This window comes from Paenibacillus sp. J31R122 (genome assembly GCF_056269185.1).
Genome location: NZ_JBWDNM010000002.1, coordinates 631,582 through 650,065, shown reverse-complemented (window position 1 = coordinate 650,065; position 18,484 = coordinate 631,582). Strand labels below are relative to the sequence as shown.

The following is an 18,484-nucleotide window of genomic DNA, read 5'->3' as shown; positions in this document are numbered from 1 at the left end:
GAGTCGTAGCATCATGGGAAAAATTAAAGTTCTAGATGAACAGCTTGCCAACCAAATTGCCGCGGGAGAGGTAGTAGAACGTCCTGCCGCTGTTGTGAAGGAGTTAGTGGAAAATGCGGTCGATGCTGGAAGCACGACAGTCGATATAACGATTGAAGAAGGCGGGCTGACGCTCATTCGAGTAATCGATAACGGCTTCGGCATCGAGGCATCCGATATTGTTACGGCGTTCCAGCGTCACGCGACGAGCAAAATATCTACGAGCAGCGATCTTTTCAAAATAGCCAGCTTAGGCTTCCGCGGTGAGGCGCTTCCGAGTATCGCGGCAGTTTCCAAACTAACATGTATTTCTTCGGACACTACAACCGGTCTTGCAAGGCGCATCGTCATTGAGGGTGGTACGATAACGACGGATGAACCGGCTAACTCTCCGCAAGGAACCGATATAACTGTGAGAGATTTGTTTTATAATACGCCTGCTCGTCTTAAATATATGAAAGCCATCCAAACAGAGCTTGGCCATATTTCTGACTATATTTACCGAATCGCGCTAGCTCATCCCGGTGTCGCCTTTACTTTTAAGCACAACGGAAATGTACTGCTTCGGACGCTTGGAACGGGGGATAGACTGCAGGTGATTGCGGCAGTGTATGGCTCAAGTACCGCAAAGGCGATGCTGCCAGTTGAAGCGGAAAATGCGGATTACGAGCTTCGCGGCTATATATCCAAGCCGGAGCTTACGCGTGCGAACCGAAATGGAATAACAGCCATCGTTAATGGACGATACATTCGCAGTCATGCCATTAATCAAGCATTGCTTCAAGCTTTCCATACTTTGCTGCCGATCAATCGGTTCCCGCTTGCTGTTTTGGAAATTGGCATGCACCCGAGCTTGCTTGATGTTAACGTGCATCCATCCAAGATGGAGGTACGCTTCAGCAAGGAGCCTGAGCTTCGCTCATTAGTAGAAGATGCTGTAAAAAGCGTTCTAGGTCGTCAGCGCCATATACCAGGTCCTGAATCAAGTACAAAGCAGGATCGCTCAACGCCGTTGTTCGTACAGGACGCAATATCATTTCATCGCCCTGAGCCGCAGTCGGAGTCATTCAAGCCATTCGCACCGAATCGATCAACTGGCTCATCGCTGCCCAGCATGCCCCAAGTATCACGAGAGTATATTCCTCGCGATGCGACGGAAAGACTGTATGCAGCGCCTGCAGCTTCAAATGTACAGAGCTTAACAGTACGGGAGCAGACTGCTGCCTTGGAGCAAACTTCTACATCAGTAGACTTGTCAGCTGATTCAACTGCATCATCTGACCTTGCATCAGCTTCAATAGCATCAAATCAATTTGCAGTACCACCCGATAATGCAGAGCTGCAGGAAAGCCAGGTAGCCTCGCAGCAAACGGAGTCGGATGAGCCGCCATTTCCTGAGCTGCATTGGATTGGACAGCACCATGGCACCTATATCGTGGCGCAAGCAGAAGATGGACTGTATCTTATTGATCAGCACGCGGCCCATGAAAGAATTAATTACGAATATTATTTTCGTAAATTTGGCAATCCTGAAGACGCGAGTCAACAGCTTCTAGTACCGATTACGATGGAATTTACATCTGGAGAAGCGGAGCAGCTCCGGGATCTGATGCCTTTATTTTCTCAAGCAGGAGTTGAAATAGAGCCGTTCGGCGCGCAGACCTTTCTTGTTCGAGCTTATCCTGAATGGATGCCTGCGGGTGATGAACAGGCCATACTCGAAGAAATGGCAGAGCTGATTATTTCAAATCGCAAGTCGATTGACATTGCGAAGTTGCGAGAGAAGGCGGCGATCATGTGCTCTTGCAAAGCGTCAATTAAAGCAAATGACCGGATGAACCGTGAGGAGGGCGAAACATTGCTTGCAAGACTTTCGAGATGCGAGCAGCCGTATACATGCCCTCACGGAAGACCTATTATTGTACATCTTTCTACCTATCAGTTGGAGAAAATGTTTAAGCGGGTGATGTCGTGATTGTGACAACTACAGCTAAGCCATCCAGCAACACGATGGATCAAGCAGCTCGACTAGCGGTGGAGCTCTCAGCTAAATTAGTTGCACGAGGAAATTTGACAGTTCGCAAGCTAATAACACTTAGCGCTGATGAGCGATTAATTGTAGTTACTGAGCAAGAGGTTCGGTATTATGATGGACAATCTGAAACGTCGTTATATTTTCATCCAAGCATGGCCTTCGTGCGGGTAAAACGGCTCCGTAAAGGTGAGACAGATCCGCTCATACAGCTGTCTGGCTGCCTTGAAGGCGATAGCGTTTTGGACTGTACGGCTGGATTAGGCTCAGATTCTCTTGTTTTTGCTTACGCGGCAGGCGAGAGCGGCAGCGTTGTGGCATTGGAAAGCGAACCCGTGCTTTGTGCACTTGTTCGTGAAGGACTGGCAAGCTACGATACGGGCTTGGATGACGTGAATGCCGCTATGCGTCGCATCGATATACGAAACGTTAATCATCTTGATTACTTGATGACATTGCCAGATAAAAGTGTAGATATTGTGTATTTCGACCCGATGTTCCGGCGGCCCATTAACGAATCGAGCTCTATGGAGCCGCTTCGATCTATTGCGAATATGAATGCTCTGACGTCTGAGGTCATCGAACAGGCAGTGAGGGTAGCGCGCAAAACGGTTGTATTGAAAGAAAATCAAGCGAGCGAAGAGTTTATAAGACTCGGCTTTGAGCGGCGTCATGTGAACACGTCGAAAATTGCATATGGAGTGATAGAGCTTTGAATGAATCTATAGACAACGACCAGCTAGAAATCGCTCCTGCCGCGAAGCGCAAGCAGCCGCTTCTCGTGCTTATTGGCCCGACAGCGGTTGGAAAGACCAGAATGAGTCTTGATATAGCCAGAGCATGGAACGCTGAAATTATTTCCGGCGACTCCATGCAGGTCTATCGCGGCATGGATATCGGCACGGCCAAAATCAGCAAGGAAGAGCAAGAAGGCATTCCGCATCATCTCATTGATATTTGCGAGCCTGACGAATCCTACTCAGCGGCAGATTTTCAAGCAGAGGCGATCCGTACGATTGAACAAATTGCTGAACGCGGCAAGCTGCCTTTCATCGTCGGAGGAACCGGTCTATATGTAGAGTCGGTATGTTATCAATATCAATTTGCGTCTAACGGCTCAGATGAGGCTTTTCGGCAGGAGCAGGAACGGTTCGCACTGGATAATGGGCCGGAAGCATTGCACCTCAAGCTAGCGGAAGTGGATCCTCAGGCCGCACAGCGGCTGCACCCGAATGATTTGCGACGAGTTATTCGCGCGTTAGAGGTTTATCATATGACTGGACAGACGTTTACTGAGCAGCAGGAGGGTCAAAAGAAAGAGTCTCCATACGAGCTTTGCATCATCGGTTTGACTATGGACCGTGTAAAGTTGTATCGTAGAATAGAGCAGCGGATAGATTTAATGATGGAGCAGGGCTTGGTGGACGAGGTTAGACAATTGCTGGAGCGGGATATGCCTCCGCAGGCTGTGGCGATGCAGGGACTTGGTTATAAGGAAATAGCGGACTATTTGCAAGGAAACTGTTCTTTGGAAGCTGCCGTAGAACGACTGAAGCGAGATACTCGAAGATTCGCGAAGCGGCAATTATCATGGTTTCGACATATGAGTGATATTCATTGGATCGACATGGATGAAAATTTTCACAACAATTTACTACTGATTCATGATACAATAGCAGGAAAGTTTCAAGTTAATCTTGAATATACTTCTAATCATTCTTTTTAAGACGGGGGTAACGTCCAATGAACAAATCAATTAATATTCAAGATACGTTTCTTAATCAGCTGCGCAAAGACAGCATACCTGTTACGGTTTTTTTGATGAACGGATTTCAAATACGGGGCGTTATTAAAGCTTTTGACAATTACACAATCATTATTGACAGTGAAGGCCGTCAGCAGATGGTCTATAAACACGCGATTTCTACTTATACTCCACAGCGCAATGTATCGCTTATGCACCATGAGCTTAACGGTTCAGATGCATAGGTGAAAACTGGGAAGTGAAACATTCTATAATCGCGCTACGTTTAACTAGATAGCGGCAGGCAAGGACAACCCGCTCCAAGCTGGGTTGTCCTTTTCATTTCATGGCAAAAATAAAGTGTATGGATTCTGGAACAACAGGAGGGGAGTCGGCTATGGCTGAACGACCAAGCAGCAAGACTGCGACGAAAACGAAAAAGAAAAAGAAAAAACGGATATCAGGGCGCAAGTTGTTTTATGGCGTATTTTTTACCGCGGTAATTGCAATCGTTTGTGGAATAATTGGTTACCTATTTATTATATTGAATGGTGAACGATTATTGGCTGAGCATGGAAGCAAGTTGGAGCTAGGAGAAACATCGATCATTTACGATGTGAACGAAACAGAAATCGCTAGACTATACAATTTGCATGATAATCGTGAGCTGGCGGAATTCAAAGATATCCCAAAATCGATGTTGGACGCGATTGTAGCTACAGAAGATCAACGTTTTTACGAGCATTCAGGCATTGATTTCTTCTCAATTGGACGCGCGGTTGTGAAGGATGTTATCGCTCGAAGCGCAGTTGAGGGCGGTAGTACGATTACACAGCAATTAGCTAAGAACGTATTTCTAACTGCTGATAAGACATTTTTTCGAAAGGCGACTGAAGCTTCAATTGCTGTAGCGCTGGAGCATCAGATGTCTAAGGAAGAAATTTTAACGATGTACCTAAACCGTATTTACTTTGGTAAAGGTGTATATGGAGTGAAAAATGCTGCTAAATACTATTTTGGTATAGAGCTTGAAGATTTGGAGTTGTGGCAGGCCGCAACGCTAGCCGGCATGCCGAAGGCGCCGAATCGTTACAACCCTATCAAAAATCCGGAGGATTCGATGAATCGCCGCGCAGTCGTACTCAAGCTAATGTACGATCAAGGAAAAATTACTGCTGCTGAAATGGAACAAGCAAAAGCCGTTGTGTACGAGCTGCCAGCTAATCACGAAGAAAATAAGACGGATCTCTATCCAGCTTTTGTTGATTTTGTAATTGAAGAGGCTATTAAGGTAACGGGAAAATCTGAGGAAGAATTGCGGATTGGCGGGTATAAAATATATACAACGCTCAATCAGGATGCTCAAAAGGCAGTCGATACCGAATTTAATAACGATAATAACTTTGAACACAGCGATGATCCGAAGCGCCAGGTTGAGGGTGCGATGATTATTATGGATCACCGTGACGGTGAGATACAAGCGATGTCTGGCGGTCGGGATTATGTTAAGAAAGGCATTAGCCATAACCGTGTAGAGGTAAAACGCCAGCCTGGTTCAGCAATCAAGCCGATTATCTCTTATGGTCCTGCACTAGAAACGGGTAAGTACTACCCATGGACAGTGCTGGCAAATGACAAGAAATGCTTCTCCGATTATTGTCCTACTGATAGATGGGGAGCGCAAGCGGTCACGATGAATCAAGCGCTGAAGGATTCACGCAACCTTGCAGCTGTATGGATGCTGAATGAAGTAGGCTTGAAGAAAAGCTTTGAGTTTGCAACTAAGCTTGGCATTGAGCTAGTGCCGGAAGACCGTAACTTGGCGACCGCGCTTGGAGGCTTAACTATTGGAACTACGCCATTGCAGATGGCAACTGCTTACAGCGTGTTTGCGAATGGCGGCAAATCAGTCGATCCTCATACAATCGTTAAGATTGTGGGTAAGGATTTGAAATGGGATTATAAAGCTCCTGTTTCCAAGAAGCTTATGTCAGCAGAAACGGCCTGGTATATGACCGAGATGATGCAAGATGTAGTAAATGGCGGAACAGGTAAGAAGGCGGCTATTAATCGCCCTATTGCCGGGAAAACGGGTACGACTCAGTACGGAAAAATGAGTAATAAAAATTCGGGTATTAAAGACGCTTGGTTCGTAGGTTACTCACCGGAATGGACTGCAGCAGTATGGATGGGCTACGATGTTACAGATCCAACACATTTTCTGCAAACTGGCGGTTCAAAATCGGCCGCACTGTTCGGGAAGGTCATGAAATCCGCTTTAAAAAATGAACCAAAGTCCAGCTTCGTGAAACCGAAAGGAATCAAAGAGAATACACCGCCGGCAGCAATAACAAATTTTAAGGCGGTATTCAATCCCGAAGAAATGAAGGTCCAGCTATCGTGGGATCCGTTAAAGGGAAGCGATATTACGTATGAGGTATATCGCAAGGAAGCTTCAGAGAGTGAATTTAGTCTGTTTGTAGACGGACTTATAGAAGCTGGTATCGATGATATGAGTGCATTCCCAGGAATGACCTACTCCTATTATGTGGTTGCGAATGATGGAACGAATAAGCTGGAAGGCAGTCCATCTCCTATGATTACCGTTCAAATTCCAGAGACCGAGATAACCGAACCAGATATTCCTTTGGAGCCTATTCCAACTGATCCAGTGGAAGAGACACCACCTCCAACCGAGGGGGACGGTGATCAAGGGACGACGGAACCAGGAGATGGCACCGAGATTCCGGGCGTAACACCTACTCCGGATACAGGAAATGGCAGTGCCGAGCCTGGCGGAACGACTAATCCAGGAGAAGGAACCGGTAATAATTCAACGGTGAATTCCGGAATGGAAGGCAATATGTAAGGAACAGGTGGTTAATTAATGAATAAGCAAAGAATTACGCGATTTCGTTTTTTTATAGCTCTTGTATCCATTGCCATACTTGTAGCTGGCTGCGGCTCAAAGAGTGATGTACGGACAACGGCCGGGAATGGCGAGGCCGCGCCTGTGAAGACAATTCGATGGGAGAAGATGCCTGAAATGAGCATTGATCTCAACAAGTCTTATACAGCGAGGTTCCGTACGAATAAAGGCGATTTTTCAGTAAAGCTATTCGCTGATGAAGCGCCTGTAACGGTAAATAATTTTGTTTTCCTAGTGCGTGAAGGCTTTTATGACGGGCTGACGTTTCATAGTATCATTGAATCGTACATGATATTAGGCGGTGATCCGAAGGGGAATGGAACGGGTACGCCAGGTTATTTCATACCTGATGAGCTCGACGCTGGAATGAAATATGAGGAAGGAATTGTAGCTATGGCTAATGCTAGCAAGCCCAATTCTGGAGGCAGTCAGTTTTTCATTTGCACGGGTCCGGACGCGGCTAATTTAAATCGTGAACCAAATTACTCGATCTTCGGCAAGGTGGAAAGCGGTATGAATATTGTACAAGCTATAGCCAAAACACCGATCAAGAATAACACGCCGACCGAGAAAATCGTCATTGAGTCAATTGTAATCGAAGAAGTTTAATGCTAACGCCGTCCCAAATGGGGCGGCGTTTCTTTGTTATTGGGACAAATAGCTCGGTTTATTTTCTCAGTCTGCTGGAGATGGACGTTAAGATATGGTAATCTTTTTTTATAGGAAGATTTCAACAGTCGTTTGTCACTTAGTGGTTCGTGGTTGAGAAAAGAGGAATTTTCGCATACTAATTGATGCGAGCTTTTCCCAAATGAACGGAAGGGTACGTTCCGTATGAAGAGAAAATTTTCTGATCGTGCAAACTGGCGGCGTATTTTACGTAGAAGCTATTCATGTCTTGCGCTTGATGGCGAGGAGTTCAAAGGGTTAGTTACGTTTTATCGGATTCACGAACTGAGAGAGCCGCTCTGGAAAGAGTATGATGGACGGAAGCTATGCTTGGCGGATCGCGGATACTTATGGATGCAGCATTTCCCGAGAGGCGAGCATTTTGTTGTAACGACCATGTTTGATGATAAAGGCCGCGTTGTACAATGGTATATCGACATTTGCAAAACGCAGGGCTTAACCGACCAGCAGGTTCCTTGGTTCGATGATTTGTATTTGGATGTAGTAGTGCTGCCTAGCGGCGAGGTGTTTCTAATGGATGAGGATGAGCTGGAGGATGCATTGCGGCAAGGGGATGTAAACAATCGGGACGTTGCGCTCGCACGCAAGACGGCCGGTAAACTGCTCTCAAGTATTCGGAATGGCCGATTCCGTTACTTCACACTCAGTCTAAAGCATAGGAAGAGCCTAATGGAGCGCGCTGGGGAGCTTAGTGAATCATGAAGACTGCAACAAATCGGAGGAGCAAGCCGCGTAAACGAACGAAAAAAAGTCGTCCGTGGCTGCTCCTGTTTCGCATAGTTGCTTGGTCGATTGTCGCTGGCGTGTTTTGGTGCGGCTACATGCTATGGTTGATTAACGGTTTTGATTCGGACAAGCCGCTGGGTAAAGCTGATGCAGGGATTGTGCTTGGAGCTGCGCTTTGGAATAATGTGCCAAGTCCAGCGCTTAAGGAAAGATTGGATTACGCGTTCGAATTGTATGAGCAAGGTGTGGTGGACAAACTGATTTTGTCCGGAGGCTTCGATTACAAAGGCGCGAAGAAAACAGAAGCAGAAGGTATGCGTGACTATTTAATCGCAAAAGGTATAACGGCTGACAAGCTGTTGCTAGAAAAGAAAGCAACAAGCACCTACGAAAATTTATTGTTCAGTAGTGCGATTGCAAAGGAGCATCAGCTGTCTAAGCTGATTATTATTACGCATGATTATCATGCCGCGAGAGCCGGCGAAATGGCAAAACAATTGGATTTTGCTCATGTAGAACTAGCGGGAACCCATTCTGAGGTGCTTGATGCTTTTTATAATGAGTCCCGCGAAGTACTTGCGTATACGAAATGGAAGCTTGATTCGGTATTTCTATTGTTCGGCCTAAGTCCTCCAGATCTGTTGCTGTGAATCTGTTAATATGCGACTGCAAGATAGAATAAACTTGTAGTGCGGTTAGCCGCCACAGCTTCTGGTGTAAAGGATAGGTGATAGAGCAAATGAATGGAAACGTCGTTTCAGGTCCAGGGAATGGATCTGCAAGACCCTCCCGTCAAATAAATGTTGTGCTTAGAAGTCAAGAAAGCTTTCAGACGGGAGTGTCTGCACCAGCTTTGGAGCCGGATCATCACGCTGCCTTAAAGCCGCTTCCAAGCGTAGATCATTATGCGGATATACAGAAGGATTTAGAGCCGATGATCGGCATGGAGAACGTAAAATCACTAGTATATGAAATTTATGCTTTGCTCTATATTAGCCGGATGCGCTCGGAAGCGGGTTTATTCGGAGGCTCTCATGTGTATCATATGATTTTTAAGGGCAACCCAGGGACTGGGAAAACAACTATTGCACGTATTGTGGCAAAGCTGTTTCAGAAGATGGGTGTCTTGACTAAGGGTCATTTGATTGAAGTAGAGCGTGCTGACCTCGTCGGTGAATATATCGGTCATACGGCGCAAAAGACTCGTGATCTTGTGCGCAAAGCGTTAGGCGGCGTGTTGTTCGTTGATGAAGCGTACAGCCTCGCTCGAGGCGGGGAGAAGGATTTTGGGAAGGAAGCCATTGATACGCTTGTTAAAGCGATGGAGGATTACCGAAATCAGTTTGTTCTCATATTAGCGGGATATCCTGCTGAGATTGATGATTTTTTGCTGACCAACCCAGGCTTGCCGTCACGTTTCCCGATACAAATTGAATTTCCGGATTATTCGGTGGATCAATTAATTCAAATAAGCGAATTGATGGCGAAAGAACGAGACTATATATTGCAGCCGCAGACGATATTTAAGCTAAGACAGCATTTAATGCAGGAGAAGCTGAGCACGCTATTCTCGTTTAGCAATGCAAGGTATGTGCGGAATTCAATCGAGAAAGCGATTAGATTTCAAGCCGTGCGTTTATTAACACAATATGCTAGCTCCGTCCCAGCGAAGCAGGAGCTCATGACAATCAGGCCAGAGGATTTAAAATGGGATACGAAGTCTTAAAGAGTGTGAAATAAGAAGGAGTATGAAATGAGCGAGAAAACATTCGATACGAATACTAATCTTAGTGAAAAGGCGATATTAGTCAGCTTAGTCACTTCTAACGAAAAACGGAATGGTGGGGACCCTGAGCATTCACTGCAAGAGCTTGTACAGCTCGCAGAAACAGCAGGAGTAGAAGTGCTCACCACCCTGACGCAAAATAAGGAATCAGCGGATACTAAGTGGCTGATTGGCAAGGGGAAGGTACAAGAGGTGAAGGCGCTGGCGGACGAATTAGGCGCTACGACAGCGATCTTTGATCAGCAGCTTTCGGGGGCACAGGTTCGTAATTTAGAAGAGTCTCTTGATCTGAAAATTATCGATCGAACCCAGTTGATCCTGGATATATTTGCACAGCGAGCAAAAACTCGTGAAGGTATTATACAGGTAGAGCTTGCACAGCTTAGCTACTTGCTGCCTCGTCTGTCTGGCCATGGCAAAAATTTGTCGCGGCTAGGCGGGGGAATCGGTACGCGGGGACCGGGTGAGTCGAAGCTGGAAACAGACCGCCGACATATTCGCGATCGGATATTCGATCTGAAGACGGTGCTTGAAGAAGTCGTTCGCCACCGAAAGCTTCACCGTGAGCGCCGTAAAAAAGCAGGTGCGATCCAAGTAGCATTGGTCGGCTATACGAATGCAGGCAAATCAACTCTTCTCCGCGAAATGACACAAGCTGACGTGCTTGTTGAAAATCAACTATTTGCTACGCTCGATCCAACCTCACGCGCATTGGAGCTGCCAAACGGTCGTGAAGTAATTCTAACCGATACAGTAGGCTTTATTCAAAATTTGCCGCATGATCTTGTAGCAGCCTTTCGCGCGACGTTGGAGGAAGTGAATGAAGCAGATCTCGTTCTTCATGTAATAGATAGCAGCTCACCAATGCGTGATGAACAAATTGTAGTCGTTGAGAAAATTTTAGCTGACCTGGGCTCAGCCGATAAGCCGACGGTTAAGGTGTTTAACAAGAAGGATCTGTGTAGTACAGAGAGCGGCTCATTATCCGATTTGCCAGTAACTGGCGGTGATACTTTGGTTATCAGCGCTTATGACGCGGATGATCTCGCGCTACTGCTCCAAACGGTTCAAGACAAGCTTAGCGGTGACACTCTTACCTTTCTCGTGCCGGCAGAACGAGGTGATATAATCGCGCTTGCTTATCGGAGCGGAGAAGTTATTAATCAAGAGGTAAGTGAAGAGTCTTTACGTCTTACTGTACATGTAAGCAAGCAGCAATATGAGCAGCATGGTCAACGCTTGAAGCAATTTATAGAATAACAGATATGGGTTACGTTACTAAAGGGAGAAGATATCGGCATGAATGAGCAACATGAGAAACAGAATGTGTGGGAACAGCTTGAGAAGCTGGCGGATGAAGCTGAGCTTCACGTAGCGGATTCCTTTCGCAGCGTGGATCGTATAGCGGAGCGTAATCAATGGAAGGTTATTCGGGCATTTCAACATCATAAAGTAAGTGATTTTCATTTTGCTGGCTCGACGGGCTATGGTTATAATGATAGCGGACGTGAAATACTCGATCTAGTCTACGCGGATGTAATGGGTGCTGAGGCGGCTATCGTTAGGCCTCATTTCGTTTCCGGTACGCATACGATTAGTTGTGCCTTGTTTGGCATACTGCGTCCAGGGGATGAGCTTTTGTATGTTACTGGCAAGCCCTATGATACGTTGCACAAGGTTATCGGCAAATCCGGAGACGGCAAAGGCTCGCTTCAAGACTGGGGTGTGAAGTATGCAGAGGTAGATCTGCTTCCTGACGGAGGTCTGGATTGGGAGCGGATCAAGCAATCGATAACGGCCAATACTAAGGTGATCGGAATTCAACGCTCTCGGGGCTACGATTGGCGCGCATCCTTTACGGTTGCTGAAATTGCTGAAATTGTAAAACGAGTTAAAGCTTTTAAAGCCGATGTGCTTGTTTTTGTAGACAACTGCTACGGGGAGTTTACAGAGCTGCTCGAGCCTACTCAGGTAGGCGTAGATATAATGGCAGGGTCTCTCATCAAAAACCCCGGAGGCGGATTGGCCGAAACGGGAGGCTATATCGCGGGAACTGCCGAAGCAGTACAAGCAGCTGCTTATCGGCTGACTGCCCCAGGAATTGGCGGCGAGGTTGGCGCAATGCTCGGAACACTTCGTTCGATGTTCCAAGGCTTATTTCTGGCGCCGCATATGGTCGGTCAAGCGATTAAGGGCAGTATTTTGGCAGCTTATATGTTCGAGGAGCTGGGGTTTGAGTCTAAACCTCGATGGAATGAGCCGAGAACAGATCTTATTCAAGCGGTGAGATTTGGACAGGCTGAGCATCTTATCGCATTCGTTCAAGGGATTCAGAAAGCAGCTGCGATTGATGCCTATGTCGTGCCAGAGCCGTGGGATATGCCTGGGTATGAGAATGCTGTCATTATGGCTGCTGGAACCTTCATTCAAGGCGGAAGCTTAGAATTATCTGCAGACGCACCGATTCGCGAGCCTTACATTGCTTATATGCAAGGCGGATTAACCTACGCTCATGCGAAATATGGTGTTCTGACGGCGTTAAGCCAGCTTGTGGAGAGTGGTTTGATTGTGACCAAACCTAACATGACTTGACACATTTGAGGCGCGACGTTAGAATGGACATATATTAGAGCAACTGGAAGGTTGATGCGACATGGCTGATGATATTCGCAGAAATATGGCATTATTCCCAATTGGAATCGTTATGAAACTTACGGATTTAACAGCCCGCCAAATCCGGTACTACGAGCAGCATGAGTTGATTATTCCCGCGCGTACCGCAGGAAACCAACGTTTATTTTCGTTTAATGACGTAGAGCGACTATTGGAAATTAAATCGCTAATAGAGAAGGGCGTTAATATCGCCGGCATTAAGCAAGTCATGAATCCTGTATCTAAGGAATCTGATGACGCGACGATCGTAAGTGAGCAATCTGAGGTTAAACGTAAGGAGCTTTCTGATCAACAACTGCACAGATTACTTAAGCAGCAGCTGCTAGAGAAAAGACCAGGACAAGCTTCACTTATTCAAGGTCAATTGACTCGCTTCTTAAATAAGCGATAATAGAGCCAGGCTAACTATTGTTTTACAATCAAAGGAGATGATTCTATGGGTTACACCAAAGAAGATATCAGACGTATTACACAAGAACAAAATGTTCGATTTATCCGTTTGCAGTTTACCGATTTGCTTGGGACAATTAAAAACGTTGAAATACCAGTCAGTCAGTTAGAAAAGGCGCTCGATAACAAAATGATGTTTGACGGATCTTCTATTGAAGGTTATGTGCGCATTGAAGAATCCGACATGTATTTATATCCTGATTTGGATACTTGGGTAGTTTTCCCATGGGTAGCACAAGATAGAGTTGCCCGTTTAATTTGTGATATCTATATGCCTGACGGTACACCATTTGCCGGAGATCCGCGCGGCATTTTGAAGCGTGCGCTTAAAGAAGCTGAGGCAATGGGATATACAGCGATGAATGTCGGACCTGAACCGGAATTTTTCTTGTTCAAGACGGATGCGAATGGCGAACCGACTACAGAGCTTAATGACCAAGGCGGATACTTCGACTTGGCACCAATGGATATGGGCGAGAACTGTCGCCGTGAAATCGTACTTACTCTTGAAGAAATGGGCTTCGAAATTGAAGCGTCACATCATGAGGTTGCACCAGGACAGCATGAAATCGACTTTAAATATGCGGACGCTATTAAAGCGGCAGATCAAATTCAAACATTTAAGCTTGTTGTAAAAACGATCGCTCGTGAGCATGGCTTGCACGCGTCATTCATGCCTAAACCTTTGTTTGGCGTGAATGGTTCAGGTATGCACTGTCACCAATCCTTGTTCCAGGGCAACACAAATGTGTTTTACGATGAGAAGGACAAGCTAGGTTTAAGTGCGACAGCACGTCACTATATGGCGGGTATCTTATTGCATGCTCGTGCTATGGCGGCTGTTACTAATCCTACAGTCAACTCATACAAACGTCTTGTACCTGGTTATGAAGCGCCTTGCTACGTAGCTTGGTCGGCAAGCAATCGTTCGCCGATGATTCGTATACCAGCTTCACGCGGCTTAAGTACTCGTGTTGAGGTTCGTAATCCGGATCCTGCAGCGAATCCGTACCTTGCTCTAGCGGTTATGCTGAAAGCGGGACTTGATGGAATTAATAACAAGCTCCAATTGCCGGAACCAACGGACCGCAATATTTATATTATGACAGAAGAAGAGCGTCTTGATTCTGGCATTCCAAGCTTGCCTGTTGACTTGAAAGAAGCGTTAGACGAAATGCTGAGAAGCGACATCGTTTGCGAAGCGCTCGGTGACCATGCGCTTGCTCATTTCTACGAATTGAAAGAAATTGAGTGGGATATGTACCGCACACAGGTTCACCAATGGGAACGCGATCAATATTTGATGTATTAAAATAAGTAATCCCTTAGCGCTTTGAGCGCTAAGGGATTTTTTTGTAGGAGTGAGTCAATTCGCGATTGTTGCAATTACGTATACCTTATCTATAGGCTTGTACAACGGAGATTTATGATGTAAATATTCATAAACCATGATCCTTAAAGCATGCTCCTGCAGTTGTTTCTTTGGAAGATAGATTTTCTCTTTCGTAAGTATAAACAACTTGTTCTGATAATTCTCTAATCTGGCTTTCATATGGCATAGCATCACTAATATCTATCTTAATTGGCGAAAGTTCCGGGAAGGTATATGAGTCTACGGTTTTGAGATTGTGTCTCCTGAAGATTTAGAGCAGGTTTTATTTCTTTTCTTGTCTTGCTTTAATTAGCGACAACAAGCTTATTCCATCGGTTATAATTATTAAAATCGCAGCTATTATTGCTAAGTCATCAGCAGTCAATCCTTCTGTATCTTTTTTCATTAACCAAACCTCCTATACTTGTTCCCCATTAGTATATTCATTTATTGTTCAGTTGATAGGGCTTTTGGTAAGTAGATATTAAGTATTAGAGACAAAATTTTTAAAGAAACATCAAGTGCTAGAATCGCGGTAAAGCAGCCCAAATATGTATTTCTACGATCTATGAAAAAGGAGTTTTTGGATTAAGTACATATATACAGTTAGAACAATTGTTGCGTATTAAGAAATAGCTGCTTGGGAATATTGATTCATGAAAATAAATAAAAGGCCCATAGAATGGACCTTTTGTTAAAGGAATTCTTTATCTACAATTAATAATCATTAATTATTAATAACCCCAGCCACCAAATCCTGTACTACATGCGATAATTACCAATAAAATGAACAGCACCAGAATAAATCCCAAGCTGTTATTAACACCGCCAACGTATCCACCCATTAAACATTCACCTCTTTCCTCTTTTGTACATTATAGGTTATGCACTACTTTAGCTTCATGTTTGGGTGTTTGTACAGTAAAGAGGATCGACCAGACTAAATAATGTAGGAAAGATGTATGAGGAATAAAAGAAGGGTCTAAAGCTAACCATAAAATCGCAACGTTACTGTGTGATAATATAGGGGAGGCTGGATTAATGTTTAGATTGATTGTATTGGCAGCACTATTACTAATAACAGGTTGTACGAGTAATGGCAACATGACACAAAAGCAAGTGACTCCTAATCAAGCACGTATTCAAACTCAAGCTCATACTACTACACCAGCACGTATTCAAACTCATGCTCATACTACTACACCAGCACGAAACTTAACCCAGGCATCATCTACTGCTACGACGAATGCAGGGAAATCATCTATTTCGATGAAACAAGTGCCGGGTGCAGCTTCAAACTGGTTTGATTGGTTAAATCTCGGTCAGGTACCGGTAGAAAATCCAAGGAATCAAACACCAGTACAACCACCTGCAAATAATCCAGCACCAGTACAACCACCTGCAAATAATCCACCAAATCAAAACACTAATTCGTCTCAATTTGAACAGCAAGTTTTGGATTTGGTTAATAAAGAAAGATCCAAAGTGGGCTTGAACTCCCTAAGTAAGAATGCTGAATTAGCGAAAATGGCGATGGTCAAAGCACAGGATATGCATAATAACAATTACTTTGATCATAATTCTCCGACTTACGGATCACCGTTCGATATGATGAAGCAGTTCGGAATCACATACAGCTCAGCGGGAGAAAATATCGCAAAGGGCCAAAGCAGTCCTACGCAAGTTATGAACGATTGGATGAACAGTCCGGGGCACAAAGCCAATATTTTGAAAAACAGCTTTACCCAGATCGGAATAGCCTATTATAACGGTGAATGGGTACAAGAATTTATTGGCTAACTAACTATCAATATATGCCCGAGGATGAACAAAAAAACCGAAACCTGACACTTGATCACCTCGATTTATTATTTGTAAAGTCAATATGCTCTCAAGAAGGAGAAGTTACGTTATAACAAACAAAAGACCCATTGAAGGGTCTTTTGTTTGTTTGTAGTCAAAGTTTAGTGTCCTGGACTTAGGGACTTTATATCGTAATTGAATTTATTAGTAACCTCCACCAAAGACGCCACAGCTACAAGCGATAATTACCAATAAAATAAAGAGCACCAGAATAGTACCAGTGTTTGTAAAAGCTCCACCTACACTAGACATTTTTCATTCCACCTCCTTTTATTGAGTACTCTGTAATTTATGCACGTATTCTTCGATGTGATTGGATTCTTGTTACGTAGATACATAAACCGTGTCATAAGCCCAGAGCTTACACTGAAATATGTTGAAAAGGCAGTTGCAGAGGGGATTGCTCCTATTTTGGATATATTCGTATATCGGATAGCTTTTATTTTCTTGCAATAAGAGCGAATGTTTGGTATATAATAAGAACATGTGTTCTATTTATTGTTAAATGTCGTTTGCAAGGTTCAAGTGAATGGAGTTGTGTATAGATGCTTGGAGACCGAGAGCGAAAGCTGTTGCGAATTTTGTGGAATTTGAATCAATTGGAATGGGTAAAGAGTGACTTTACATTAGTTTGCCGGTTAACCGGGTGGTCAGACAAAGAAATCGCGTTATTATTGGATAATTTAATTGAGGACAAATATATAGAGAGGGATGAGGGGAATCATTTTGTTCGAGTGATTGAAGGATGGGATCGTACGTAAAATAGGTAAAAAAAAGACTGAATCCCGTATGCTTGCGCTTGGATTCAGTCTAGTTAGTATGTACGTTTTAGGCTAATTAATGAATATCACGGAATATTCCGATAACCTTGCCTAAAATCGTCACATTGTGAAGTCGAATAGGCTCCATGGAGGAGTTCTCCGGTTGTAGACGAAAGTGATCCTTCTCTTTGTAGAAGGTTTTGACAGTTGCTTCATCGTCTTCAGTCATTGCAACAACGATGTCGCCATTATTGGCAGTTGGCTGCTGACGAACGATAACATAGTCTCCGTTATGAATACCAGCCTCGATCATGCTTTCTCCCATTACGCTCAAAATAAAAACGCTGCTATCGCCTACGAAATGCGATGGAAGGGGGAAGTACTCCTCGATATTTTCAGTTGCAGTAATAGGTACACCTGCGGTTACTTTGCCGACTATCGGCACTTTGGATACAGAGAGAGGTATAATTCCATCTACACCTTCATTGTCTAATATTTCAATTGCACGCGGCTTAGTTGGATCTCGGCGAATAAGCCCTTTCTTCTCCAATCTGTCCAAATGACCATGAACGGTTGAGCTGGATAATAATCCAACAGCTTCTCCGATTTCTCGGACGGACGGCGGGTAGCCTTTCTCCCGAACTTCATTCTTAATAAATTCAAGAATCGAATGTTGTCGGTTGGAAATCTTCGACACTGCGATCACTCCAATAGTAGGTTTGTTGTAGGAAATTATAACATAGAACCGGAGTTCGTACAAACATAAGTTCTTAAGTACAGAAGTTCGTATTTTTTTGTTGACTACAAACGTTTGTTCGTGTATTCTGAAAACAGAACAAACGTTTGGGGTGCTGATGATGATAACTAGTCCAAGTTTTTACAAATCGATCCATACACAACCAGAGAGTAATTTAACAACAATTAGACGCCGTCTGCTGCCGGTTATGCAGCGGCATGCTGTGAAGATAGTAGTGAGTATCGCTTTATTTGTTTTATTGTTTACAAGCTTTTTGCTTATGGGTACTAATGCATCAGGGAGTGAAATTACACCTGCTTCGACGAACGAACAGGTTGTAATTGTAAATGCTGGAGACACTCTTTGGGAAATCGCCAAGCGTTTTAATGATGGCAGTGAGGATACTCGATATATAGTTTACCTAATTAAGGATCGGAATGGACTGCAGAATGCAAATATTAAGCCTGGTCAGCAGCTCATTATTCCGAATTGAACATAGGAACATTAATTAATAGTTTGCAAATACAACACAATCGATAGCTTTCCGAACAAGCAGGATGAATGACTTCTGCATGTTTAGGAAAGTTTTTTTGTTTGAAGTGAAGGGGAAGAAGACTTTCAGAACGTCTATTAATAGGGACATTAATGAACGGAGGTTAATAACAAAGTATGTAATAGGCTCG

19 protein-coding genes are annotated in these 18,484 nt (G+C 44.4%); 16 read left to right on the top strand and 3 right to left on the bottom strand.

From position 1 onward, the window contains the following. Window positions 1-13 precede the first annotated feature (13 nt). The 13 genes from mutL to glnA all read left to right on the top strand — a co-directional run bounded on the left by mutL (window position 14) and on the right by glnA (window position 14,381). Window positions 14-2,014 (top strand): DNA mismatch repair endonuclease MutL, encoded by a 2,001-nt coding sequence (gene mutL, locus AC0YN7_RS06135; protein ID WP_475809056.1) that lies wholly within the window; start codon window positions 14-16, stop codon window positions 2,012-2,014. Continuing rightward, the gene (locus AC0YN7_RS06130) at window positions 2,011-2,787 is read left to right on the top strand and encodes a class I SAM-dependent methyltransferase (protein ID WP_475809055.1); all 777 of its coding nucleotides are present in this window, start codon (window positions 2,011-2,013) and stop codon (window positions 2,785-2,787) included. The genes mutL and AC0YN7_RS06130 overlap by 4 nt, the downstream gene beginning before the upstream one ends. After that, window positions 2,784-3,797 (top strand): tRNA (adenosine(37)-N6)-dimethylallyltransferase MiaA, encoded by a 1,014-nt coding sequence (gene miaA / locus AC0YN7_RS06125; RefSeq protein WP_475809054.1) that lies wholly within the window; start codon window positions 2,784-2,786, stop codon window positions 3,795-3,797. Before AC0YN7_RS06130 ends, miaA begins: the two co-directional genes overlap by 4 nt. A 17-nt stretch (window positions 3,798-3,814) precedes the next feature. Next, window positions 3,815-4,060 (top strand): RNA chaperone Hfq, encoded by a 246-nt coding sequence (hfq, locus tag AC0YN7_RS06120; protein WP_475809053.1) that lies wholly within the window; start codon window positions 3,815-3,817, stop codon window positions 4,058-4,060. A 152-nt stretch (window positions 4,061-4,212) separates the two neighbouring features. Continuing rightward, entirely contained in the window at window positions 4,213-6,684 is a 2,472-nt protein-coding gene (locus AC0YN7_RS06115; RefSeq protein WP_475809052.1) for a transglycosylase domain-containing protein, read from the top strand. Window positions 6,685-6,702: 18 nt separating this feature from the next. Next, on the top strand, window positions 6,703-7,353 hold the full coding sequence (locus AC0YN7_RS06110; RefSeq protein ID WP_475809051.1) for a peptidylprolyl isomerase: 651 nt from the start codon (window positions 6,703-6,705) through the stop codon (window positions 7,351-7,353). Window positions 7,354-7,578: 225 nt separating this feature from the next. Beyond that, on the top strand, window positions 7,579-8,136 hold the full coding sequence (locus AC0YN7_RS06105; RefSeq protein WP_475809050.1) for a ribonuclease FAU-1 family protein: 558 nt from the start codon (window positions 7,579-7,581) through the stop codon (window positions 8,134-8,136). Next, a complete protein-coding gene (locus AC0YN7_RS06100; RefSeq protein WP_475809049.1) occupies window positions 8,133-8,810 on the top strand; it encodes a YdcF family protein in 678 nt (225 codons plus the stop codon). The genes AC0YN7_RS06105 and AC0YN7_RS06100 overlap by 4 nt, the downstream gene beginning before the upstream one ends. 89 nt (window positions 8,811-8,899) lie before the next feature. Beyond that, entirely contained in the window at window positions 8,900-9,886 is a 987-nt protein-coding gene (locus AC0YN7_RS06095) for an AAA family ATPase (RefSeq protein WP_475809048.1), read from the top strand. Window positions 9,887-9,913: 27 nt separating this feature from the next. Beyond that, entirely contained in the window at window positions 9,914-11,206 is a 1,293-nt protein-coding gene (gene hflX / locus AC0YN7_RS06090; RefSeq protein ID WP_475809047.1) for a GTPase HflX, read from the top strand. Window positions 11,207-11,245: 39 nt separating this feature from the next. Next, complete coding sequence (locus tag AC0YN7_RS06085; RefSeq protein ID WP_475809046.1) at window positions 11,246-12,538, top strand: methionine gamma-lyase family protein; 1,293 nt, start codon at window positions 11,246-11,248, stop codon at window positions 12,536-12,538. A gap of 61 nt (window positions 12,539-12,599) precedes the next feature. Next, window positions 12,600-13,010, top strand: a complete 411-nt coding sequence (locus AC0YN7_RS06080) for a MerR family transcriptional regulator (protein ID WP_475809045.1) — start codon at window positions 12,600-12,602, stop codon at window positions 13,008-13,010. Between the two features lie 45 nt (window positions 13,011-13,055). Further along, the gene (gene glnA / locus AC0YN7_RS06075; protein WP_475809044.1) at window positions 13,056-14,381 is read left to right on the top strand and encodes a type I glutamate--ammonia ligase; all 1,326 of its coding nucleotides are present in this window, start codon (window positions 13,056-13,058) and stop codon (window positions 14,379-14,381) included. Between the two features lie 343 nt (window positions 14,382-14,724). Here the strand turns inward: glnA and AC0YN7_RS06070 are convergent, their stop codons facing one another. Further along, a complete protein-coding gene (locus AC0YN7_RS06070) occupies window positions 14,725-14,847 on the bottom strand; it encodes a hypothetical protein (protein WP_475809043.1) in 123 nt (40 codons plus the stop codon). Window positions 14,848-15,175: 328 nt separating this feature from the next. Further along, window positions 15,176-15,286: a YjcZ family sporulation protein gene (locus tag AC0YN7_RS06065; RefSeq protein ID WP_475809042.1), complete on the bottom strand. Its 111-nt coding sequence runs from the start codon at window positions 15,284-15,286 to the stop codon at window positions 15,176-15,178. A gap of 196 nt (window positions 15,287-15,482) precedes the next feature. Here AC0YN7_RS06065 and AC0YN7_RS06060 point away from each other — a divergent pair, with 196 nt between their 5' ends. Next, entirely contained in the window at window positions 15,483-16,241 is a 759-nt protein-coding gene (locus AC0YN7_RS06060; RefSeq protein ID WP_475809041.1) for a CAP domain-containing protein, read from the top strand. A 608-nt stretch (window positions 16,242-16,849) separates the two neighbouring features. After that, window positions 16,850-17,065: a hypothetical protein gene (locus AC0YN7_RS06055; protein WP_475809040.1), complete on the top strand. Its 216-nt coding sequence runs from the start codon at window positions 16,850-16,852 to the stop codon at window positions 17,063-17,065. Between the two features lie 76 nt (window positions 17,066-17,141). Here AC0YN7_RS06055 and lexA read toward each other — a convergent pair whose 3' ends face one another. Beyond that, window positions 17,142-17,762, bottom strand: coding sequence for a transcriptional repressor LexA (lexA, locus tag AC0YN7_RS06050; protein WP_475809039.1), 621 nt, complete (start codon window positions 17,760-17,762; stop codon window positions 17,142-17,144). A 157-nt stretch (window positions 17,763-17,919) separates the two neighbouring features. On the opposite strand from lexA, the gene yneA reads away from it, so the two are divergent. Continuing rightward, window positions 17,920-18,294 carry a cell division suppressor protein YneA gene (gene yneA, locus AC0YN7_RS06045; RefSeq protein ID WP_475809038.1) on the top strand — a complete coding sequence of 125 codons (375 nt, stop codon included), beginning with the start codon at window positions 17,920-17,922 and terminating at the stop codon, window positions 18,292-18,294. The last annotated feature ends 190 nt before the right edge of the window (window positions 18,295-18,484 follow it).